Annotated in this window: 22 protein-coding genes; 21 read left to right on the top strand and 1 reads right to left on the bottom strand. The window is 29.5% G+C overall.

Translation table 11 applies throughout. The features are described from left to right. Window positions 1-3: 3 nt before the first annotated feature. Entirely contained in the window at window positions 4-801 is a 798-nt protein-coding gene (locus L8W69_RS01950) for a ferritin-like domain-containing protein (protein WP_263666310.1), read from the bottom strand. Between the two features lie 81 nt (window positions 802-882). Here L8W69_RS01950 and L8W69_RS01945 point away from each other — a divergent pair, with 81 nt between their 5' ends. Genes L8W69_RS01945 through L8W69_RS01845 form a run of 21 tightly spaced genes read left to right on the top strand, consistent with a single transcriptional unit; the run spans window position 883 to window position 23696 of the window. Then, window positions 883-1659 (top strand): ABC transporter permease, encoded by a 777-nt coding sequence (locus L8W69_RS01945; RefSeq protein WP_263666309.1) that lies wholly within the window; start codon window positions 883-885, stop codon window positions 1657-1659. Next, on the top strand, window positions 1656-2327 hold the full coding sequence (locus tag L8W69_RS01940) for an ABC transporter ATP-binding protein (protein ID WP_257928499.1): 672 nt from the start codon (window positions 1656-1658) through the stop codon (window positions 2325-2327). The genes L8W69_RS01945 and L8W69_RS01940 overlap by 4 nt, the downstream gene beginning before the upstream one ends. Then, a complete protein-coding gene (locus L8W69_RS01935) occupies window positions 2317-3432 on the top strand; it encodes a capsule biosynthesis protein (RefSeq protein WP_263666308.1) in 1116 nt (371 codons plus the stop codon). Before L8W69_RS01940 ends, L8W69_RS01935 begins: the two co-directional genes overlap by 11 nt. Beyond that, window positions 3432-5090, top strand: a complete 1659-nt coding sequence (locus tag L8W69_RS01930) for a polysaccharide biosynthesis/export family protein (protein ID WP_263666307.1) — start codon at window positions 3432-3434, stop codon at window positions 5088-5090. The genes L8W69_RS01935 and L8W69_RS01930 overlap by 1 nt, the downstream gene beginning before the upstream one ends. A gap of 8 nt (window positions 5091-5098) precedes the next feature. Next, window positions 5099-6055: a KpsF/GutQ family sugar-phosphate isomerase gene (locus L8W69_RS01925; RefSeq protein WP_412175468.1), complete on the top strand. Its 957-nt coding sequence runs from the start codon at window positions 5099-5101 to the stop codon at window positions 6053-6055. 23 nt (window positions 6056-6078) lie between these two features. Continuing rightward, window positions 6079-6876, top strand: a complete 798-nt coding sequence (gene rfbF, locus L8W69_RS01920; protein ID WP_263666306.1) for a glucose-1-phosphate cytidylyltransferase — start codon at window positions 6079-6081, stop codon at window positions 6874-6876. Window positions 6877-6892: 16 nt separating this feature from the next. Then, entirely contained in the window at window positions 6893-8221 is a 1329-nt protein-coding gene (gene rfbH / locus L8W69_RS01915) for a lipopolysaccharide biosynthesis protein RfbH (protein ID WP_263666305.1), read from the top strand. 13 nt (window positions 8222-8234) lie between these two features. Next, window positions 8235-9353 carry an NAD-dependent epimerase/dehydratase family protein gene (locus L8W69_RS01910; RefSeq protein ID WP_257938580.1) on the top strand — a complete coding sequence of 373 codons (1119 nt, stop codon included), beginning with the start codon at window positions 8235-8237 and terminating at the stop codon, window positions 9351-9353. Beyond that, entirely contained in the window at window positions 9350-10612 is a 1263-nt protein-coding gene (locus L8W69_RS01905; protein WP_263666304.1) for a UDP-glucose dehydrogenase family protein, read from the top strand. Before L8W69_RS01910 ends, L8W69_RS01905 begins: the two co-directional genes overlap by 4 nt. Then, a complete protein-coding gene (locus L8W69_RS01900) occupies window positions 10613-11491 on the top strand; it encodes an NAD-dependent epimerase/dehydratase family protein (RefSeq protein WP_263666303.1) in 879 nt (292 codons plus the stop codon). Further along, window positions 11481-12551 (top strand): protoporphyrinogen/coproporphyrinogen oxidase, encoded by a 1071-nt coding sequence (locus tag L8W69_RS01895; RefSeq protein ID WP_263666302.1) that lies wholly within the window; start codon window positions 11481-11483, stop codon window positions 12549-12551. The genes L8W69_RS01900 and L8W69_RS01895 overlap by 11 nt, the downstream gene beginning before the upstream one ends. A gap of 26 nt (window positions 12552-12577) precedes the next feature. Continuing rightward, window positions 12578-12796: a hypothetical protein gene (locus tag L8W69_RS01890; RefSeq protein WP_263666301.1), complete on the top strand. Its 219-nt coding sequence runs from the start codon at window positions 12578-12580 to the stop codon at window positions 12794-12796. Window positions 12797-12798: 2 nt separating this feature from the next. After that, on the top strand, window positions 12799-13902 hold the full coding sequence (locus L8W69_RS01885) for a CDP-glycerol glycerophosphotransferase family protein (protein WP_263666300.1): 1104 nt from the start codon (window positions 12799-12801) through the stop codon (window positions 13900-13902). A gap of 9 nt (window positions 13903-13911) precedes the next feature. Further along, window positions 13912-14631, top strand: a complete 720-nt coding sequence (locus L8W69_RS01880; protein WP_263666299.1) for an IspD/TarI family cytidylyltransferase — start codon at window positions 13912-13914, stop codon at window positions 14629-14631. Further along, the gene (locus L8W69_RS01875; RefSeq protein WP_263666298.1) at window positions 14628-15629 is read left to right on the top strand and encodes an alcohol dehydrogenase catalytic domain-containing protein; all 1002 of its coding nucleotides are present in this window, start codon (window positions 14628-14630) and stop codon (window positions 15627-15629) included. Before L8W69_RS01880 ends, L8W69_RS01875 begins: the two co-directional genes overlap by 4 nt. Beyond that, window positions 15622-16287 carry a ribulose-phosphate 3-epimerase gene (locus L8W69_RS01870; RefSeq protein ID WP_263666297.1) on the top strand — a complete coding sequence of 222 codons (666 nt, stop codon included), beginning with the start codon at window positions 15622-15624 and terminating at the stop codon, window positions 16285-16287. Before L8W69_RS01875 ends, L8W69_RS01870 begins: the two co-directional genes overlap by 8 nt. Next, on the top strand, window positions 16287-18476 hold the full coding sequence (locus tag L8W69_RS01865; protein WP_263666296.1) for a bifunctional glycosyltransferase family 2 protein/CDP-glycerol:glycerophosphate glycerophosphotransferase: 2190 nt from the start codon (window positions 16287-16289) through the stop codon (window positions 18474-18476). Before L8W69_RS01870 ends, L8W69_RS01865 begins: the two co-directional genes overlap by 1 nt. Beyond that, window positions 18466-19644 (top strand): hypothetical protein, encoded by a 1179-nt coding sequence (locus L8W69_RS01860; RefSeq protein WP_263666295.1) that lies wholly within the window; start codon window positions 18466-18468, stop codon window positions 19642-19644. The genes L8W69_RS01865 and L8W69_RS01860 overlap by 11 nt, the downstream gene beginning before the upstream one ends. A gap of 23 nt (window positions 19645-19667) precedes the next feature. After that, window positions 19668-20597 (top strand): sulfate adenylyltransferase subunit CysD, encoded by a 930-nt coding sequence (gene cysD / locus L8W69_RS01855; protein ID WP_263666294.1) that lies wholly within the window; start codon window positions 19668-19670, stop codon window positions 20595-20597. Then, a complete protein-coding gene (gene cysN, locus L8W69_RS01850; RefSeq protein WP_263666293.1) occupies window positions 20560-21984 on the top strand; it encodes a sulfate adenylyltransferase subunit CysN in 1425 nt (474 codons plus the stop codon). The genes cysD and cysN overlap by 38 nt, the downstream gene beginning before the upstream one ends. Next, window positions 21981-23696: an SLC13 family permease gene (locus L8W69_RS01845; RefSeq protein WP_263666292.1), complete on the top strand. Its 1716-nt coding sequence runs from the start codon at window positions 21981-21983 to the stop codon at window positions 23694-23696. Before cysN ends, L8W69_RS01845 begins: the two co-directional genes overlap by 4 nt. The last annotated feature ends 8 nt before the right edge of the window (window positions 23697-23704 follow it).

The raw sequence follows: 23704 nt of genomic DNA, 5'->3' as shown, positions 1-23704 counted from the left end.
TCTTCATTTTCTATTATAAAAATCATCTAATTTTTGAAGTTCATTTTCACTAAATCCTGCTTGTATTCTAGCTGTTTTATTATATACTTTTCCTAAAAGATTAAATTCTTTATATTTGGCACAAAGATCCATATAATCATCATTTTCATTTTTTGCATAATTCCACCAAAAATCTCCTTTATTTACATGTTTAATCTCATCATTTAATATAATGGTAAAAATTTCACCAAATAAACTTTTTATAGGATGATTAGTTGTGTTTAATTTTTCTAAGACAAAAGGATTGGCATCAAGTCCTTTTGCTTCAAGTCCTCTATGCACTATGCCCATTCTGTGAGCAAGATTATCTTTGGTTAAAAATAAGGCTTTTTCAAGATTATCATGGGCATAGAAATCTCCATATTTAAAACCAAGTTCATTTAAAGTTTTTTCTAAAAGTAAAAAATGCTTAATTTCCTCATCAGCTACCTCAAGCCAATCTTGATAAAATTTCAATGGCAAATTTTTAAATCTATAACTAGCATCTAAGGCCAAATTTATAGCACTATATTCTATATGTGCAACTGAATGTAATATTTTAGCTAAAGATAAAGTACTATTTGCTTCTTTTGGACGCCTTATTTTCATAGGATGAAGGATTTTAACTTGTGAGTTTTCACAAATGATCGCTTCATGTGAATGATTAAAATCATACAAATTAGATTTAAAATTTTCATAAAATTCATTAAATAATTCAATCTTTTTGAAAATATCTTTGTGATATAAAATTTTTTCTAATTCTTTAAAGAAATTTCTTTTCATTTTTAAACCTTGTTAAATATTATATAAGATAAAAAAGTATAATATAAAAATTTTGAAAATTTAAAAAGGTTTGCTAAAAATATGTTTAATGTCATACATGCTCTTTTTTTTAGAGAGTTAAAGACAAGATTTGGTATTAATAAATATTTGGGCTATTTTTGGGTAATCGGAGAGCCTATGATGGTGGTTTTGGTAATCACTTCCATTATAACAGCTATTAGAGAATTTCATCATCAAATCATGCCTGAAGGTGTTTCTATCTTTTTGTTTTTAGCAGTAGGAATTATACCTTTTTTTATGTTTAGAAGTATTATTACTCAGCTTTTAAATGGCATAGGTGCTAATCTAGCTCTTTTTGCTTATAAACCTATTCGTCCCATACATGTTTTTATTGCAAGAGCACTGCTTGAGTTTTGTATCTATTTTACTATTTTTATTTGTGTAATGTTTTTAGCAGGTTGGTTTTTGCATATGCAAGTTATACCTAAGCATTTTTTAGAAGTGATGTTTTCATTCTTTTTGCTTGTAGTATTTGGTTTTGCTATGGGAATGTGTTTTGCTATAGCAGGACATTTTGCAGAGCCTTTAAAAATGGCTTTAAATTATTTAAATATAGTTTTATATTGGACAGCTTTGGTGGTATTTCCTATATGGATAGTTCCAAAACCTATTTTAGACATTTTGTATTACAATCCACTTTTACATATTATGGAGCTTTTAAAATATAATTTTTTTCAAAATTATCCATTGCTTGATGATTATAATTACTATTATCCTATTGCATGTTTAAGTGTGATTTTGTTTTTAGGATTGTTTTTTTATTATTTTACTAGAGAAAAGTTGATAGCGGTGCGATGATAAAATTAGTTAATTTAACCAAATCTTTTCCTTTACGCAATGGTGGAAGGCATTATGTTTTTAAAAACTTAAGTTTTGAGTTCCCTGAAAATTGCAGTATAGGTTTAATGGGACGCAATGGTGCTGGAAAATCAACCTTAATGAAACTTTTAAGCGGCTCCTTGCTTCCTGATAGAGGCAAGATTATCACTAATAAAAAATTATCTTGGCCATTAGGTTTAGCAGGTGCGTTTCAACACAGACTTTCAGCAAGAGATAATGCACGCTTTGTGGCTAGAGTATATGGTTATAAAGGAAAGGCTTTAGAGGAAAAGATTAAATTTGTGGAAGATTTTGCTGAGCTCGGTAAATTTTTTGATGAGCCTATGAATACTTATTCAGCAGGTATGAGTGCTAGAATATCTTTTGGCTTAAGTATGGCTTTTGATTTTGATTATTATTTAATTGATGAAGCAGGTGCTGTGGGAGATCCTAAATTTAGAGAAAAAAGCTCTAAAATCTATAAAGAAAAATTAAGTAGGTCAAAAGTTATCATGGTTTCACACAATGTAGCTGAAATTAAACAATGGTGTGATAAAATTATATTCATGCAAGATGGACAAGCTACTATATATGATGATGTAGATGAGGGTATAGCGGTGTATCAAGGAAAAATAAATGCAAAATGAGTTATTAAAAAAACTTAAAAATTTAAAGATACTTAATTCTTTTAAAATAGTGTTGATTTTGACAGCATTTGTTGTATTTTATTATGTTTTTATAGCAGCAAATCGCTATGTGAGTGAAAGTGTTTTAAGTGTGAAATCAACGACAGGAGATAGCGGAGCTATTACTGGAATTGCCGCATTTTTGACTAATAATTCTTTTTCAAGCGAGGATATTAATTATTTAAAATCTTATATTCATTCTTTAGATATGTTAAATATCTTAGAAGAAAAAGTTCAAATTCGTGAGTTATATCAAAAACAAAAACTTGATTTTTTTTATAATATTTCCTCATCAGCCAATCAGGAAGAGTTTTTAAAGTATTATCAAAACCGTGTTAAAATTACTCAAGAAAACTCAGCTAATGGGCTTTTGCGTGTAGAAGTTGAAGGTTTTGACCCACAAAGTGCACATTTGATAGCTTCAACTATAGTTAAAGAAAGTGAAAAATTTATCAATGAAATTTCACACAAAGCCGCAAGAGATCAAATGCAATTTGCTGAAGAAGAACTTTTGCAGTTTAAAAAAAGATATCAAAAGGCTAAAGATGAGCTTTTAGCTTTTCAAAACAAATATGGAGTATTTGATCCACTCAAACAAGCAGAAGGGACCCTAAAACTCATAGCTGAACTTGAATCAAAAATAGCAGCTAAAGAAGCTGAGCTTTTAATGATGCAAAGCTATATAAATGATAATGCACCACAAATTGTTACTATAAAAAGTGAAATCACAGCCTTAAAAAAACAACTTCAAAAAGAAAAATCCAAAGTTTCATCGCCAAAATCCTCTCAAAAACTCAACGATCTTGCAGCTAAATTTCAAGATCTAACCATAGAAGCAGGTTTTGCAGAAAGTGCTTATACAGCTGCATTAAAAGCTTATGAGAGTGCTAGAATAGAAGCTTTAAGAAAGATAAAACAAGTGGTTATAGTGCAAAGCCCAAGTTTACCTCAAAGTGCTAAATACCCAGAAGCTTTGTATAATATACTCACAGCTTTTATGATTTTATCTTTGATTTATGGAATTGTTAAATTTATTAAAATGATTATAGAGGAGCATAGATACTAATGAGAAAGATATTTTTACTTTTACTTTTACCTTTGTTTTTATTTTCAGCAGTAGATGTTTCTCAAATTGCAAAAATTCAAAATCAACCGTTAACTCCATCTTTAGAGCCACAAATTATAAATTATGATAACAATCAAAGTGATTTTAACCAAACTCAAGCTCCGATAACTAAAGTTTTTGGTGCACATTTGTTTAATGGAAACTTTACTAAATTTACTCAACATGTTTATAATCCTGACTATAAATTAGCAGTAGGCGATAGGATTAATGTAAAAATTTGGGGTGCAGTAGAGTTTATACAAACTTTAACAGTAGATTCTCAAGGAAATATTTTTATACCAAAAGTGGGTGCGATTAATCTTTTGGGTGTGAAAAATAGTGCTTTAGTTCAAGTTATTACAAAAGCTATTAATAAAATCTATAAAAGTAATGTCTATGTATATGCAGATATGGATATTTACCAAAATGTATCAGTTTTTGTCACAGGAAATGTAAATCAACCTGGTCTTTATCAAGGACTAAGTTCAGATTCTATCATACAGTATTTAGATAAAGCAAGTGGAATTAATCTAGAATATGGTAGTTTTAGAGATATTCAAATTTTAAGAGATAATAAAGTCATTAAAAAAGTAGATTTGTATGATTTTTTACTTAAAGGTCAGCTTGATCTTTTTCCTTTTAGAATGGGTGATGTGATCTTAGTAGGTAGTGTACAAAAGTATGTTTTTGTAGAAGGAGATGTGCAAAAACCTTTTAGATTTGAACTAAGTAATGATATTTTAAATTTAGAAGATATAGCCAAAGTTGCAGGAGCTAAACCTATAGTAACTAATGCTGTTGTAAAAAGCTATAGAGATGATCATAAATTACATGTGGATGCTTACAGCAAAAAGCAATTTTTAGGCGTGAAATTATATAATGGTGATGAGATAGAATTTAGACCTGATTATACCGCACAAAATATTAGCATTAGTATAGAAGGTGAGCATAGTGGTTTGCACTCAGTAGTGATAAAAAAAGGCACAACTTTAGCTGAACTTGCTAAAATGATTACAGTTAATGATCAATCAAACATCAATGCCTTGCAAGTTTTTAGAAAAAGTGTAGCAGCTACCCAAAAACAACTTATTGAAGCCCAACTTAAAGAGCTTGAAACACTAGCTCTAACAAGCTCTTCAGTCAATGCTGAGCAAGCTAGCATTAGAGCTACTCAAGCTAAAACGATTTTAGAATTTATTGCGCGTGCAAAACAAGCTCAACCAAAAGGACAAATCGTTATAGATAATGTCAAAGCGTATAATTCTATAGTACTAGAAGAAGGTGATGTAGTGAATGTGCCTAGTAAAAATAATCTTGTTTTAGTTCAAGGTGAAGTTTCTATACCAGGTGCGTTTGTATATATGGATAAAGAAAAACTAAGATATTATATCAACTTAGCGGGTGGTTTTAGTGATAGGGCTGATATATCAAGAGTTTTAGTAATTAATGCTAATGGTAAAGCAACTAAATACAGCGGTAGAAGTTCAGCAGATATCAAAGCGGGAGATTCTATTTTAGTTTTACCAAAAGTAGATAGTCAAAATCTCCAAATTTTTAGCATGCTAACACAAATTTTATATCAAATAGCTATTGCAACTAATGTAGTGTTAAATATATAGGAATTTAGATGAGCCAAATAGATGCGATTAAAATAGCCAAAGAAGTTTTTGAGATAGAGTCAAAAACGATTTTAGATTTATGTGATAATTTAGATGAAGATTTTAATAAAGCCATCGAGTTGATTTTATCTATCAAAGGTAGATGTGTAGTAAGCGGTATGGGTAAATCAGGACATATAGGAGCTAAGATAGCTGCGACTTTAGCTAGTACAGGCACTCCAAGTTTTTTTATGCACCCAGGTGAAGCATTACATGGAGATCTTGGTATGCTTACAAGCGAGGATGTGCTTTTGGCTATTTCAAATTCAGGAGAAACTGAAGAGGTTTTAAAACTTATACCTGTGATTAAAAAAAGAAAAATTCCTTTGATCGTCATGGCAGGAAATCAAAATTCTACTTTAGCTAAACAAGCAGATATTTTTATAAACATAGCAGTAAAAAAAGAAGCTTGCCCACTTCAGCTTGCTCCAACTTCTTCTACTACGGCCACTTTAGCTATGGGTGATGCTATAGCAGTAGCTTTGATGAGAGCAAGGAATTTTAGGCCTGATGATTTTGCTTTATTTCACCCAGGAGGAAGCTTGGGTAGAAAGCTTTTGACTAGGGTGGGTGATTTGATGGTGTCAAGTAATCTACCCATGGTAAGCCCTGAGAGTGAATTTAATGAGTTAGTTAATGTGATGACTAGTGGTAAGTTAGGGCTTTGTATAGTACTTGAGAATGAAAAACTAGTTGGAATCATCACAGATGGGGACTTAAGAAGAGCTTTAAGGGCAAACGGTAAGCCAAGATTTGATTTTAAAGCTAAAGAAATCATGAGCGATAGTCCAAAAACCATAGAAGCAAGTGCTATGGCAAGCGAGGCAGAAGAGCTTATGTTAAAATATAAAATTAAAGAAATAGTTGTCACTCAAGATGAAAAAATAGTAGGCATTATACAACTTTATGCGATAGGTAATGTGTGAGTTATCATTAAGAAAGGATATAAATGAAAGTTTTAATTTTAGCAGGTGGTCTTGGGACAAGACTTTCTGAGGAAACAGGTTTAAAGCCAAAACCTATGGTGGAGATAGGTGGAAAACCAATTTTATGGCATATAATGAAAATTTATAGTCATTATGGGTTTAATGATTTTGTTATTTTAACGGGATATAAAGGGCATATTATAAAAGATTATTTTATAAACTACTACACGCAATATAGTGATATAACGGTAGATATGTCGGATAATTCTATATCAATTCATAACACTAGACATGAGCCATGGAAAGTGACTATGCTTTATACTGGGCAAGAATCTATGACAGGTGGTAGAATTTTACATGCTAAAGACTATGTGGCTAATGAGACTTTTATGCTTACTTATGGTGATGGTGTTAGTGATGTAAATATCAATGAACTAATAAAATTTCATAAAAACCACGGTAAGGCCATTACAATGACTTCTGTACTTCCTGAGGGAAAATTTGGTGCTTTGGATATTGATAATTCAACAAATCGTATAAAAAGTTTTACAGAAAAACCAAAAGGTGATGCTAGTTTAAATAATGCAGGATGGATCAATGGTGGTTTTTTTGTATGTGAACCTAAGGTGTTTGACTATATCAAAGAAGGCGATATGACAGTTTTTGAACAAGCGCCATTAAGAAATTTAGCACAAGATGGTGAGCTTTATAGTTATCAACACCATGGCTTTTGGAAATGTATGGATACTTTAAAAGATAAAAATGATCTTACAAAAATGTGGATAGAAAATAAAGCCCCATGGGCTTTATGGAATAATTAAAAATAAAGGGGATTAAATGAATTCTGATACATTAAAACAAGATATTTTAAATAAGGTAAAAGAGTACTATAAGCTATATCATGCAAATAAACAAACTCAGTTTATAGGAGGAAAAACTAAGATAAATTACGCAGGGCGTGTTTTTGATGAAAAAGAAATGGAGAATTTAATTGATAGTTCATTGGATTTTTGGCTCACTGCTGGAAGGTACTCTGAGCAGTTTGAAAAAAATCTTGCTAATTTTTTAGGAGCAAAATGGGCCTTTTTGGTTAATTCTGGTTCATCTGCAAATTTATTAGCCTTTTATACCTTAACTTCACCATTACTAAAGGAAAGACAAATTAAAAGAGGCGATGAAGTTATAACTGTAGCTGCAGGATTTCCAACAACAATTGCTCCCGTTGTCCAATATGGAGCAGTTCCTGTTTTTGTTGATATGGAGTTACAATTTGCTAATGTTGATGTAACTCAACTTGAAAAAGCCTTAAGTTCTAAAACTAAAGCGATTATGATTGCACATAGCTTGGGTAATCCTTTTAATATTAAAGCTATTAAAGAGTTTTGCGATAAAAATAATCTTTGGTTGATTGAGGATAATTGTGATGCATTAGGTTCTAAATATGATGATAAATATACTGGTACTTGGGGAGATATAGGTACAAGTTCATTTTACCCAGCTCATCATATAACCATGGGAGAGGGTGGAGCTATTTATACTAACAATCCTTTGCTTAAAAAAATTATATTATCTATGAGAGATTGGGGGAGAGATTGTTGGTGTAAAGGAGGAAAAGATAATACTTGTGGTTGTCGCTTTACCCAGCAGTTTGGAAGCTTACCAAAGGGATATGATCATAAATATGTATATTCTCACTTTGGTTTTAACTTAAAGGCTACAGATATGCAAGCTGCGATAGGTTGTGCTCAGCTTGAAAAGCTTCCTGAATTTATAGAAAAAAGGCAAAAAAATTATCAAAAACTATATAATGGACTAAAAAATCTTAGTGAACTTCATTTGGTAGAAACACAGCCAAATTCTCAACCAAGTTGGTTTGGTTTTATGATTACTCTAAAAGATGGTGTAAAATTTACTCGTAATGAAATTACTAGTTTCTTAGAAGAATGTAATATTCAAACAAGAACATTATTTGCGGGTAATATTATAAGACATCCTGCTTTTGATTCTTTAGAAAAGAATAAGGATTATAGAGTGGTAGGAAATTTAGAGGTAACAGAAAAAATAATGAATGATAGTTTTTGGATTGGAGTGTATCCAGGGATGAGTGAAGAAATGATTGAATATATGATATGCAAAATTCAAGAATTTTGTGCAAAACAAAAGTAAGTTGGAGATTAATATGAATTCTTATAATTGCTTAGATAATCCAATAGTAATAGAGGATTTAGAGTATATTTATAATTCTCTAACCAAAGTTGAAAAACAAAAATTTAACAACTCCACAATTTTATTTACAGGGTGTGCAGGTTTTTTGGGATTTTATTTTATTAATTTTTTTGTAAAATATTCAAAAGACTTAAATATAAAAAAAATTATTGCACTAGATAACTTTATGCTTAGAAAGCCAAAATGGTTAGAACGCTTATCGACTGATTATTCTGATATTTTAGAGCTTCATAAATTTGATATTATAAATGATAAAATCGATCTTTTAAAAGATGCCCATAGTGCTGATTTGATAATCCATGCTGCAAGTATTGCAAGTCCTATGTTTTACCGTACTTATCCTATAGAAACTTTAGATGCAAATATCTGGGGATTACGCTCTTTGCTTGATTTTTATAAAAATAAAAATATTAAAGGATTTTTATTTTTTTCTAGTTCTGAAATTTATGGTGATCCTGATATTAGTCAAATTCCAACTGATGAAGAGTATAGAGGCAATGTAGCTTGTATAGGTCCTAGAGCATGTTATGATGAATCTAAAAGATTTGGGGAGACAATGTGCTCTTTATTTGCACAAAAGTTTAATATGCCAATTACTATAGCAAGACCTTTTAACAACTATGGTCCAGGAATGAGTATAGGAGATAAAAGAGTACCTGCAGATTTTGCTAAAGCAGTTATAGAAGGTAAAAATATAGAAATTCTTAGTGATGGATCCCCAAAAAGAACTTTTTGCTACATTGCTGATGCTATTGTGGGATATTTAAAGGTTTTAGTGCATGGAAAATTTGATTATTTTAATATAGGCATTGATAAACCTGAAATTTCTGTAAAAGAGCTATCATATATATATGCTAAATACTCAAAAGAAATTTTTAATTTTGAGCCACAAGTTAACTTTGCTGTTTCAGAAGATAAAAATTATTTAAAAGATAATCCAAATCGTAGATGTCCAATTATTGATAAAGCTAGAAATAAATTACAATATAACCCTACTATTTTAGTTGAAGATGGCGTGAGAAGATTTTTAAAGTTTTTGAAATTTGAAAAAGAAAATGGGGAGCTTTTATGAAGTCGTTAAAAGTAGCAGTTTTTGGATTAGGTTTTGTTGGTCTTACTACAGCAGTTGGATTTGCAAAAAAAGGCTTCGATGTTACTGGATATGAAATAGATAAAAATAAAGCTTTATTGCTTAACGATGGAAAAATACCATTTCACGAAGAAGGATTACCGGAAGCATTAAATGATGTTTTGGGAAAAAAATTGAAAATCACTAATGATGTAACAGAAGCTTTAAAAGAAGCTAAAATTATATTTTATTGTATTGGTACACCTATGAGTGAAGACGGAAGTGCTGATTTGAATTTTTTATTAAATGCGCTTAGGACAACTGCACAAAATTTAGATAAATGCCAAAAAGAGCCGATTTTGGTGATAAAATCTACAGTTCCACCTTCAAGCTGCAAAGAAGTTTTTATCCCACATTTAGAGTCCTTGGGTCTTAGTGTAGGGCAAAAATGTCATCTTGTAAATAACCCTGAATTCTTAAGAGAAGGGTTTGCTTATAGTGATTTTATGAATCCTGATAGGGTGGTTATTGGTAGTCAGGATGCGCAAATTTTTCAAGAGTTAGAAGAGTTGTATAAGCCTTTTAACTCGCCTATATTTTTTACTTCTTTAAATACCGGTGAATTTATTAAATATCTTAGTAATACTACTTTAAGTTTGAATATAAGTTATGCTAATGAAATGAGCATGATTGCACAAAATATAGGCAATATAGATATTATAAGTGCTTTTAAAATATTGCATAGTGATAAAAGATTTAGCGGAAATCCTAGTGGTATAACTAGTTATTTATACCCTGGAATGGGTTTTGGTGGATATTGTTTACCTAAGGACACTCTTGCTTTGTATAAAAAAAGTAAAGATAAAGGATATGAGGCAAAAATTTTAAATGATATTTTAAAAGTTAATGATGAAATTCTTGATTTTTACGCTTATAAAATACAAAAAGAAGTTTCCAAGGATAAAAAAATTGCAATTTTAGGCTTAAGTTTTAAGCCGGGAAGTGATGATGTAAGAGATACTAAATCTGCCACCTTGATTTCTAAACTTTTAAATTTAGGTTTTGAAAATATATATGCTTATGATCCTATAGCAAATGATGTGTTTGCTAAAACTTATGATTATAAATTGTATTATAAAAACAGTCTTGATGAGATTGTTTCTGAATGTGATGTTTTGGTTGTAGCCACAGCTTGGATGGAGTTTAAGCCTTTGATCGAAAGACAAGATAAGATTGTTTATAATTTGAGGTGGATAAAATAAGTGAAAATTTTAGTAACTGGTGCAACGGGTTTTATAGGGACTAATTTTATCTTACAAATGCATAGTAGATATGAGATTATCGCATTAGTAAGAAAGAGTAGTAATATAGATAAAATCAAAGATTATTGCAAAATTTACTATTATGAAGATTTTGCTGTGCTGAAAGAAAATCTTCAAGAAGAACAAATAGATGGAGTTTTGCATCTTGCGACTTTATATTTAAAGCATCATAGACCCGAAGATTTAAAAGACTTAATTGATTCTAATATTTTATTTGGTGTTAAATTATTGGAAATCTTATATTTAATTGGTTTTTCTGGTTGGTTTATAAATATCGGGACTTTTTGGCAATTCTATCAAAACTTGTCAAATAATCCCCTTAATTTATACGCAGCAACAAAAACAGCTTTTTTAAATATTGCAAATTATTATACTCAGATTGCTAAATATAAATTTGTAACTATTTTATTAAATGATACATATGGACTAAATGATTGGCGTCCAAAAATTATTAATTTATGGAAAAAGTCATTAGAGACTAAAGAAGTTATCAGAATGAGTGGTGGAGAACAAATTATTGATATGCTTTATATTGACGATGTTATTAATGCTTTTGAAAAATGTATTAATAACTTTGAGAATAAAAAAAATATAAATAATGTAATTTATGCTTTACATTCAAAAGAAAGAATTACTTTAAAGCAGTTGTCAAATATCTTTGAAGAGTGTACTCAAGAAAAATTAAATATTATTTGGGGTGTATTACCTTATTCTAATAGAGAAAATTTTATACCTTTTGAAGGTGGAGAAAAGCTACCAAATTGGGAACAAAAAATAAGCCTTAAAGAAGGTTTTTTAAAGATGATTAATGAAAAGTGAAAGTATAGTAGTATTGGGAGCCGGTATAGCAGGGATTTCAGCGGCTTATCATTTAAGACAGCAAAATAGACAAGTAAAGGTGTATGAAAAAAGCAGTGAGTATGGTGGTTTATGTGGAGGATTTTTTGTAGATTCTGCTAAGGGTAAATTTTGGTTTGATAATGCGGTGCATTTATCATTTACAAAAGATGAAAGTGTAAAAAAAGCTTTTTTTGCATCTGCTAAGTATCATATACATGTGCCACAATTGCTAAATTATTATAAAGGAATTTGGGTAAAGCATCCAGCGCAAAACAATCTTTATCCTTTGCCTTTAAATATAAAACTAAAAGCTATTAAAGATATGTTACAAAATACTTACGAAAATATCAAAGTTGAAAACTTTGAACAATGGCTTAAAGCTCAATATGGTGAGTTTTTTTCTGAAGAATTTGCTATGAAATATACTAGAAAATATTGGACTTTAGATGCAAAATATTTAAGTATTAACCATATGTTTGTAGGACCAAGATTTTACAAGCCAAGTATAGATGAGATTTTAATAGGCGCTATGAGCGAAGATACTCCAGTGACTTATTATGCTAAAGAAATGTATTATCCTATAAAAGGCGGATATAAGGCATTTTTAGAAAGCATGGTCAAAGAAATAGATATTGCATATCAAAAAGAAGTTGTAATTATAGATAATGAGGAAAAAATAATCTATTTTTCAGATGGAACTAAAGTAAAATACGAAAAGTTAATTTCTACTTTACCTTTGCCTTTACTTGTTAAAATATTAAAAAATACTCCTCAAGATGTGTTAGATTCATCTAAACATCTTTGCACTACATCCGTAGCTTTGGTATCTTTAGGTTTTGATAAGGAAATTCCAGAGCGTTTGTGGTATTATGTTTATGATGAAGATAAATTATTTGCACGTTTTTATAGTCCATCTGTAAAAAGTGGTTATAATGCTCCAGATGGTTGTTCTAGTATCCAAGCTGAGATTTATTTTTCTGAGTTTAAATCTTTGGAGAAGATGAGCAATAATTACGGTAATTTGGAAGATTTTTTATAAAGCATGTCAAAGAAAAATTATTACAAATGAAATTTTGCAATGAAGAGGATATTATATGTGAAGATTTTAGAATTATCCCTTATGCAAATGTTATTTTTAATCATGATATGGAAAAACATAGAGATAAACTTCTTAATTATGTAAGAAAATGCGGTGTTTTAACTTGTGGTAGATTTGGAGAATGGGATTATCTGTGGAGTGATCAAAGCTTTTTATCTGGAAAAAATATTGGAGAAAGATTGTAAGTATGAAGAAAATTTTTCTACAGTTAAATATATTTATTTTAAATATTTTATATTATATTTTTTATTTTAGTTGCGGTCGTAAAGTGTATACTTGTTTTGTTGAAAATGAAACAAGTGTATATTATAAAAATGTAGAAATTTTATATAAATATTTTAAAGAGTATAGCTCTTTTGTTGTTAAAATAAATTATAAAAGTAATTTATTGTATAAAATTTGGATTATATCACAATCAAGGATTGTTTTTGTGGATCAAGCAGATTCTATTTTATCTAAAATTTCTTTGCATAAAAAAACTGATTTTGTTCAATTATGGCACGCTGGTGGCGCATACAAAGCTTTTGGCTTTGATGCGTATAGAGAAGATAGAGACGCCAAAGGTGAATTTAATAGAATAAAAAGAATACATGGGAAGTATACCCATGTTGTTATTTCGGATAATAACTTGAAAAACATTATGTCTAAAGCTTATAATATACAAGAAGATAAAATTTTAGCTTTAGGTTTAGCAAGAAGTGATTTGATGTATAAGATAAATAAAGTAAATGAAATAAAAAATAAAATTCTAAATTTTTACAATATTAAGAACGATGTATTTATAGTAATGTATTGTCCGACTTTTAGAACTGAAAATGAGAAAAGATATAGTGATATTAACTTTTTAGAAGTGGTTGAAAAAGCCGTAAGTCTGTGTTACAATAAATATTGTATTTTGTACAGAAATCATCCAAGTATCCAGTTGTCAAAAAAATATTTTTCTTCTAATGTTATTGATGTTTCAAATAGAGTGGATATAGTAGAATTAATGGCTAGTGCTGATATGTTGATTACAGATTATTCTTCCATTTTATTTGATTTTGCATACTTCTCTAAGCCTATAGTATTATTTGTTCCCGATTTAAAAGAATATGTATCAAACAATAGAAAATTGTATTTTCAGCCAGAAGATTTGGTTGGAAAGCAAATGGTTGCAAGAAATTTTGATGAATTGTATCAATGTATTTTAAATCCTATTGTATCTGATAAAATATGGCATAATTTTATGAGTGCATGTGATGGTCAAGTATGTAAAAAAATTTATCATTTTTTTAGCAAGAGTCGATTATGAGGTATTTTTATGAAAAAAAGTAAAAATATAGCTGTTATTTTAGCAGCGGGTTCTGGAAAGAGAATGGGAAAAACGGTACTTCCTAAACAGTTTTTATCGCTTTCGATGAAGCCTATAATATTATTAACATTAGAAAGAACTTTAAAATCCGATCTTTTTGATCAGATTGTATTGGTGGTTAGTAAAGATTGGGAGGAATATACAAAGCAGATATTATACAACTATAAAATTTCTTTGGATAAGTTAAGTATTGTGATTGGAGGTGGAGAAAGAATAGATAGTCTAAATTCCGCGGTTAGTTTATTAGAATCCCAAAATTTTCATGAAGATTCCATTGTTGTTGTTTTAGATGCGGTTAGGCCTTTTATAACAAAAAAGATTTTATCAGATTCTATATTTTATGCTAAAAAATACGGAGTGGCTGTTGCTGGTATTGAAGCAAAAGATACAATTTATAATATAAAAGAAAATTTTGTTGATGATATTCCTCATAGACATCTTTTAATAAATGGACAAGCTCCGGACTCGTTCAAATTTAAAATATTAAAAAAATCAATTGATAAGATACAAGACTATGAAAAAAAAGTAATCACAGGTACTGTTCAAATTTGTTATTTGCAAGGCTATGATGTTTATGTATTTAATGGCGATGAAAGAAATATCAAAATTACAACCAGTATTGATTATGCTATTGCTAAAATTATAGAAAGAGGCTGGAAAGAAGAATGAAAAAAATGATTTTAAATAATTTTAATAGTTTTTCAATTGTAAATGATAATGTCCCTGTTGTAGATCATTCTAAAGATGAGGTTTTGATAAAAGTAAAAGCATGCGGTGTATGCAGTAGTGATTATTCTAGAATATTTGATAAAGGTCCATATAGTTTTCCACTGATTTTAGGCCATGAATTTTGCGGAATTGTTGAAGATAAATCTACCCTATCTAGCTTTCAAATCGGTGATTCTGTTGCTGTATTTCCATTAAAACCTTGTTTTAAATGTGTAAGTTGCAAAAAAGGCTATTACAACCGGTGTCATAATTATGGTTATTTCGGTTCTCGTGAAGATGGTGGGTTTCAAGAATATATAAAAATTCCCTCTTGGAATTTAGTTCCAATAGGTAATATTCCATATGAATTAGCTTGCTTGATAGAACCTGCTTCTGTGGCACTTAATGCAATAAATAAGATAACTATTGATAAAAATGATAAAGTTTGTATTATAGGGACTGGAATTATAGGTCTTTTTATTGGAATTTTTTTACAACATTTGGGCGTAAAAGATATAGCTTTTTTTTCAAGAAATAGTTTTAAATCTGATTTATTAAGCAGTGCAGGTTTTTCTATTATAAAAGAGAATTTAGACAATTTATCATTTGATCTCATATTCGAATCGGTTGGGTCTAATGAATCTGTTAATTTAAGTATGCAAATTTTAAATTCTGAATCTAAATTAGTGTTAATTGGAAATCCTAGTGGGGATATTATATTAAAAAGAGATTACTATTGGAAAATTTTAAGAAATGAAGCACAGATTTTTGGAGTATGGAATTCTGAGTATCCTAAAAATTGGTTAGATGCTGTAGAAATTTTTAGAATGGTTGATTTTCATTGGTTAAGAAAATTATTGGCCGTAGGTACTTCGTTTGAAGAACTTATAGATTTAATTAGAAAAAAATATAACAATAATTTACAAGAGTTAAAGGTTATTTGGAGTAATAATGGATAAAAAATTTTCAGCATCTATAGCGTGTGCTTCTATTGTGGATATAAGAGATAGCATTGAAAAATTAAATCATTCGGTTGATTTTTTACATATTGATTTAATGGATAACCATTTTGTAAAAAATTTAGGATTTTCATATGATCAAATTGCAGATATTAGGAAATTATCAAACCTACCTTTTGATTTCCATTTGATGGTAGATAATCCAGAAAATGTTTTAGATAAAAACATTATTAGAGAAGGTGATATGGTTTCTATTCATATAGAGGCTGTGTTTGATTTTGAAGAAATGGCAAAAAAGATTAAAGATTTAGGTGCTAGGGTTTTGTTGGCTTTAAATCCAATGGTTCCGATTAAATGTATTGAAATCGTAGCTGATCTTATAGATGGAATAAATTATCTAACTGTAAATCCTGGATTTGCATCTCAGGTACAAACAGATATAGCAAAAATACAAGCAGCTAACATAGGTTCGTTTATTAAAGAAAATAAACGTGAAAAATTTATTTTCGAAGTAGATGGTAATATGACTTTAAAAAATATTGAAATTTTTTCTAGTTTCGGAGCAAATTGTTTTGTGCTCGGGACTTCTAGTATTTTTCCTAATAATAAGTTAAATATTGACCAACTAAGAGAAATTGTAAAACTAAAGGACAAATAATGTTTTTTTCTATAATAATTCCAGCATATAATGCATCTGAAACAATAGGCTATACATTAGATTCTATTGCAAAGCAAGAGTTTATTGATTATGAGGTGATAATAGTTAACGATGGATCTACTGATAATGGACAGACATTACGTATATGTGAAGTATTTAAGTCAATACATAAGAATATAGATGTAAAAATTATTAACAAAGAAAATGGTGGTTTGTGTAGTGCGAGAAATGCTGGTATATTGAAAGCCCAAGGTCAGGTTTTTATTTTTCTAGATAGTGATGATTTGCTTCCTGAAAATATTTTAAAGATCTACTATGATTATTTTACTCTATATAATGCTGATATAATTCAAGGTAAACTTTTGAATTTTGACAATAAAAAGCAATGGAAAAGTGCTTCTTATGAAAAGGTAATTACTAATACACATATATTGGATTATAATAATGAAGATGACATAAAAATTTTTAGTTTGTGTATTAGTCCTTGCGTAAGAGCTTATAAGGCTGATTTTATCAAGCAAAATGAAATTAAATTTCTAGATGGTTGTATGATGACTGAAGATCATTACTTTAGTAATTTACTTATTAGCAAAAAACCTAACATTTTAATGCTTAATCGATATGTTTATCTATACCGAAGAGATAGGGCAGATCAGTCAACAAATACTTGGAAATCTTCTTATTTGAATGATTTATTTAATGTTCAAGATCAGCTTAAAAATTTTATATTACCTCAATGTGCAAAAAATTATTATGAAAGATTTTTAACTTATGACTTTTTAAAAAGAGTTTTAAATCCTATGGAAAAATTTTCAAAAACAGAAATTACAGAATACACTCCTATGGTTTTAAAGATTTTATCTTGTATACCACAGCAATACAAAGATCAATTTCTACCTAAAGCAGTAGCAGAAGCTACAGATGAAAAAGCACTTTGTAAAGCACTAGTTAAAAGAAAAAACCAACAAAATTTAAAATCTATTTCATGCTTTATATATTTTAAAAAAACTATGCCGTATTTTAAAAAAATAAAAAATAATTTTATTTCTTCTGTGAATTATATGTATAAAAAAATTTGTAAAGGTAAAGCTAGAAGAGCTTTTGTTGTTTTTTTATATAATACATTTTCTACTTTAATTCCAATGAAAAAAAATAAAGTTACGTTTGCTATAAGACCTAGTGGCAAATTGTATTTTTTAAATGAAATAAAACAAGAGTTGTTGAAAAATAAACACATTGCAGTTAAAACACTTCTTGCTAAAAATAGTGGTTTTTTTGAAGATGTTAGAATTATGTATCACCTTGCAAGATCCAAGGTTATTATTTTAGACGGGCATTATTGGTATTTATTTGAAATTAAACCGAGAAAGGGGCAGGAAGTAATTCAGTCTTGGCATGCAGCAGGTGTTTTAAAGAAATTTGGCTTGGATATGTTTAATGTAAATAGTAATGAGTATTTAGAACATAAGAAGCATCACACATCTTATACTTATTCAATGGTTTCTTGCGATGATGCGGTTAAGGCTTATATGAGTGCTTTTGATTTAAAAGAAAATCAGATTTTAAAATTTGGTAATATCATTTCTGATAGAATTATGAAAAACAAAAAAACTCAAGAACAAGCTATGTTGGAGTTAGGATTAGATTATCAAAAAAAACTAGTGTTATATGCGCCAACTTTTAGAGAATCATATGGTAAATTTACAAACATCGGAACATACAAACCAGCTTTTGATTTTGATAAAATCAAAAAAGAATTAGGAGATGAATATATACTAGCGTGTAGAATTCATCCAAACTATAAAAAGTGTGATTTGCCAGAAGATTTTATAAATCTTAGTTCTTATGATGAAAGTTTGGTCTTGAATGCTACGGAAATTTTGATTACAGATTATTCTTCAATCGTATTTTCTTTTTTGCATTTTCAAAAACCGATTATTTTATATCCTTATGATTTGCCAATATATATGGGTCAAAGAAATACCTATAATGATTACGAAGATACACCAGGTTTCATAGTGTTTAATCAAGAGGATTTGGCAAGTAGTATAAAAGATGCACATCGATTATATACCAAAGAGAACTTACAAAGAGATTGGAATAGATATATGCAATATTGTGATGGGCAAACTGCTGTAAGAATGGTAAATTTTATTAAAAATTTAATAAAGGAAAATAATGTCAAATAGGATAGTTGAATTTTTTGATGTTTCTTCGATATGTTTTGAGCCATATTTAACCGATAAAAGACAACCGCAAAGACCAAGTCATTTAAGACAAAAAGATTTTGATCAAAATTATGATTATGGGATTATATTTGTGGATATTTTTTATGATATATCTGAAAAAAAAATTCATTGCATAGGTGCTCCTTTATACCATATGACAGATTTGGTATCAGACAGAAATATCTCTTTTTTAACAAAATTTAGCCTTTTAAAAAGAAGAAAACATAGTAATATTGAAATACAAACCATAGAAATAGACAGAGTATCGCACACAGTAATTAACTACAATAGTTGGCTTAAGCCAGAGTTTTTGCAATTTAATATTTATGGAAAAGTAAATGTTAATCTTATCAATGACAATAATTCCTGTTTACTAGAAGATAAAAGAGTTGTTTTGCTTAAAAACAAGGATAATCAATTAAGATGGATTAAAGATTATTGTGATTATTACCAAAAAATACATAACGCAGATATTGTTTTGATTTATGATAGCTCAGAAGAATATTCTTCTTTAGAGTTACTTGAATATTTAAGGAATAATACTAGTATTTCTATTGTTGTGGTTAGATGGCCAGTTCCTTATGGTCCTATGAAGTATGAGAATTCAAATTGGGATTCTGATTATTCGATGTATTTGATGTTTGAACATGCAAAATATCGATTTTTGCAAACTGCGAGATCGGTTTTGTATGTAGATATCGATGAACTTGTTTTGTCTAAAAATAATCAATCGATATTTGAAGAAGCTGAAAATACCAATGAGCCTTTATATTTTAATGGAGAATGGATTGTTAATACAACATTAGAGAAAGAATACTCTTTTAAAGATTTATGTTATTTAGACCGAAGAAAAGGAAAAGCAGTCGTAAAATGGTGCTTAGGTCTTAATGGAGATAACAGATCTTTTCTTGCTGATTGTTTACAATGGAGAGTTCATGATCACTATAGCCATGCTCTTGAAAAAAGTTTGCGAAATAACTTAAATACAAATTTTGAAACAAGACATTTTTTGCCTATTACCAGTGGATGGAGAAGTAAAAATAGATATGAAGTTGTGTCATTAGATGAAAATTTAGTAAAAGATGAGCGGTTGATACTAACCTATAAGAAATTAGGTTGGATTAGTTGATTTTGTTTAATAAGAAATTCGATTTGACCCATTTAGAGTATTTAGAATCAGAGTCTATTCATATTATCCGTGAAGTAATAGCTGAGTTTGAAAAACCAGCTATGCTTTATAGTATAGGTAAAGATAGCTCGGTTATGCTTCATCTTTTACAAAAAGCATTTTATCCAAGTTTACCACCACTTCCTTTGGTGCATGTAGATACCACATGGAAATTTAAAGAGATGATAGAATTTAGAGACAAACGCGCTAAAGAGCTTGGTATGGAGCTTATAGTCTATCAAAATCCTAAAATCAAAGAATTAAATCTTTCTCCATTTACACATGGTTCATCCATGCATACAGATATTGCTAAAACACAAGGTTTAAAACAAATGCTTGATTTATATCAGTTTGATGCGGTATTTGGTGGTGCAAGAAGAGATGAGGAAAAATCGCGTGCAAAGGAAAGAATTTATTCTTTCCGTGATGAAAATCACTCATGGGATCCAAAAAATCAACGCCCGGAATTATGGGATATCTACAATGGTCGTCATAAAAAAGGTGAATCCATAAGAGTTTTCCCGCTGAGTAATTGGACTGAGCTTGATATATGGCAGTATATTTACAAAGAAAATATTCCTTTGCCAAGTCTTTATTTTGCTAAAAAGCGACCGGTTGTGGAGTACATGGGGGCTAAAATTTTAGTTGATGATGAGCATATGCCAAAAGAACTTGCTAAAAATGCTAAAGAAGAATTAGTTCGTTTTAGAACCCTAGGTTGCTATCCGCTAACAGGAGCTATAAATTCAAGCGCTAGCAATGTTTTAGAAATCATCGAAGAACTTTTACTTTCTAAAACAAGTGAAAGACAAGGTAGGCTTATAGACACTGATGAAGAAGCAAGTATGGAAAAAAGAAAAAAGAGGGGTATTTTTAATGAAAACGAATGTAGAAAAATACCTAAAAGAACATGAAAATAAAGAGCTTTGTAGATTTATCACTTGTGGTAGTGTAGATGATGGCAAATCTACCCTTATAGGTAGAATGCTTTATGATGCAAAAATGCTTTTTGAAGATCAAATTTTATCTTTAGAAAAAGATAGCAAAAAGCTTGGCAATGCAGGGGAAAAGCTTGATTTTGCGCTTTTGGTAGATGGTCTTGCAAGCGAGAGAGAGCAAGGTATAACCATAGATGTAGCATATAGATTTTTCACAAGTGAAAAAAGAAAATTCATCATAGCAGATACTCCAGGCCATGAGCAATACACTAGAAACATGGCAACAGGTGCTAGTACAGCTGATATTGCTATCATACTTATAGATGCTAGAAAAGGGGTTTTAACTCAAACTAAAAGACATTCTTATATAGCGAGTTTGCTTGGTATAAAACAATTTATTATTGCTGTGAATAAAATGGATTTGATTGATTATAATCAAGAAATTTTTAATACAATCTGCAAAAATTATCAAGAAATTCTACCATGCTTAAAAAATCATGAACATATTAAAACCCACTTTGTTCCTATATGTGCATTAGATGGAGACAACATAGCTTCTAAAAGTATTAATATGCCTTGGTATAATGGAAAAACCTTATCTGAGCTTTTAGATACTTTGCCTATTGCTACTAGTTTAAGTGATGAGTTTATCATGAGTGTGCAATATGTCAATCGCCCTCACTTAAATTTTAGAGGTTTTTGTGGAAATATTGCTAGCGGTAGTATAAATGTTAAAGACAAAGTTGTGATTTTACCTTCTTTAAAAACAAGTAAAGTAAAACAAATTATCACGCCTGATATTAAAAACCTAAATGCACTTGGTAAAAATGAAAATGTTCAAAGTGCTAAAAATGCTAGCTTTCCAAGTGCTATAACTTTAACTTTAGAAGATGAGATAGACATTTCAAGAGGCGATGTAATAGCTTCTAAAAATCATAGTATAGAAATTTCAAATTCTTTTAAAGCTATGGTAATATGGATGAGTGAGGTTAAGTTTAATTTAAATGAAAACTATCTTATCAAAATAGCAAATTTAACTACTAATGTAGTATTTGAAAAAATTGATTTTAAAAAAGACATTAATACTTTCAAAGAATTTCAAAGTAGCGAATTAAAACTCAATGATATTGCTAAATGCACCTTAAAGCTTAATAAAAAAACAGCCCTTAAAGCTTATAAGGACAATAAAACTTTAGGAAGCTTTATCATTATAGATAAATACTCTAATGAAACCTTAGCAGCGGGTATGGTAGAAGAAATTTTAGCAAGCGAAGAAAAGAGTAGAATTTACACTCAAGCAGAAATAGAACTTAATGCTTACATTAGAAAAAACTATCCTGAGTGGGGATGTAAAAAAATATGAAAATTATTGTTGCATTAAGTATTTTAATCTTGCTTATTTTGTTAATTAGTAATAAAATTAAACCTTTTATTTTATTTGGTAGTCTAGCTGTGTTTTATTATCTTTTGGGGTATTTAAATTTGAACACTTGGCTTAGCTCTTATACGAGCGAATCTTTGATTGTGCTTATTTTGCTTTTGTTAGTTTCACTGGCTATAGAAAAAAGCGTTGTGATAAGTTGGTGTTCTAAATTCATCATAGGTAAAAATTATCATTTATCGCTTTTAAAGCTTGGAGTTGTTACAGCTAGTATTTCAGCTTTTTTAAATAATACTGCAGTAGTGGCAAGTTTTATGAGTATTATAAAAAATAACAAATTTCAAGTTCCTTCTAAACTACTCATCCCTCTTTCATATTTTTCCATAGTTGGTGGAACTATGACTTTGATAGGCACTTCAACTAATTTGATAGTCAATTCTTTTGTAGTGCAAAATGGTTTGGAAAGTTTAAAGATTTTTGATTTTTTTGCAGTGGGTTTTTGTATAAGTATTGGTGTACTTATAGTACTTTTGATTTTTAGCTTTTTACTGCCTGAGTATAAAGAAAGAGAAAAAGTCATTAATGAGTATTTAATCAATGCTAAGGTTTTAAACAATAGCTCATTAGTGGGGAAAACTATACAAGAAAATGGCTTAAGAAATTTAGAGTTTTTGTTTTTACTTGAAATTCAAAGAAAAGATGAGCTTATTGCCCCTGTTAGTCATAATGAGCTTATCAAAGAAGGAGATGAGTTAATTTTTAGTGGAGATATTACACATTTAGAGGTTTTAAAAAAAATTGATGGCTTGCAAATTGGCTCACAAGATTTGAAATTAGAAACATTAAATTTAGTAGATGTTGTTATAAATTCTGAGTCAAACTTGATAGGAAAAAGTGTTAAGGAGGCAAACTTTAGAGCTAAATTCGATGCAGGGATTGTGGCTCTAAAAAGAGGCTCAAAAAATATTTCAAAAATTGGCCAAAGTTTATTACAAGTTGGAGATAGGCTTATTTTAAGTGTGGGTAAGGACTTTCACTCAAGAGATAATATCAATAAAAACTTTTACATTATCTCAAATATTATGCAAAATCAAAAGTTAAGTAATATTCAAAGTTTTATAGTGATTTTTGCGTTTTTAGCCATCATTGCTTTATCTGCTTTGGAGTTAGTGTCTTTGCTTAAAGCGTTGCTAGTGTTTCTAGCTTGCTTGTTTATATTTAAAATCATAAGTTTTGATGAAGTAAAAAGACGCTTTCCTTTGGAAATTTTTATCATAGTAGGATCTTCTTTAGCCATTACTAAAGTTTTAGTTGATAGTGGTTTAGCTAAAGATTTGGCTGAGTTTATTATAGGAACTTTTGGGGTATATGGATTATATGGTAGTTTTGTGGGAATTTATCTTCTAACTTTGCTTTTAACTGAAATCATTACCAATAACGCTGCCGCAGCTTTGGCTTTTCCTATCGCTTATAGTACTGCTTTAGCGCTTGAAGTTAATCCAACTCCGTTTATATTAGCGGTTGCTTATGGGGCAAGTTGTGCTTTTTTAATGCCACATGGTTATCAAACTCACTTGATGGTAGGTTCAATTTGTGGATATAAAACTACTGATTTTATAAAAATAGGATGGATAGTTTCTTTGACTTATTCAGCTATTGTTTTAACTATAACTCCGGTATTTTTTAGTTTTTAAGGAAAAAA

Origin of the sequence: Campylobacter sp. CNRCH_2016_3089 (assembly GCF_025772505.1) — a bacterium.
Lineage (GTDB): Bacteria > Campylobacterota > Campylobacteria > Campylobacterales > Campylobacteraceae > Campylobacter_D > Campylobacter_D lari_D.
This window is presented reverse-complemented; position numbering and strand designations above follow the sequence as displayed.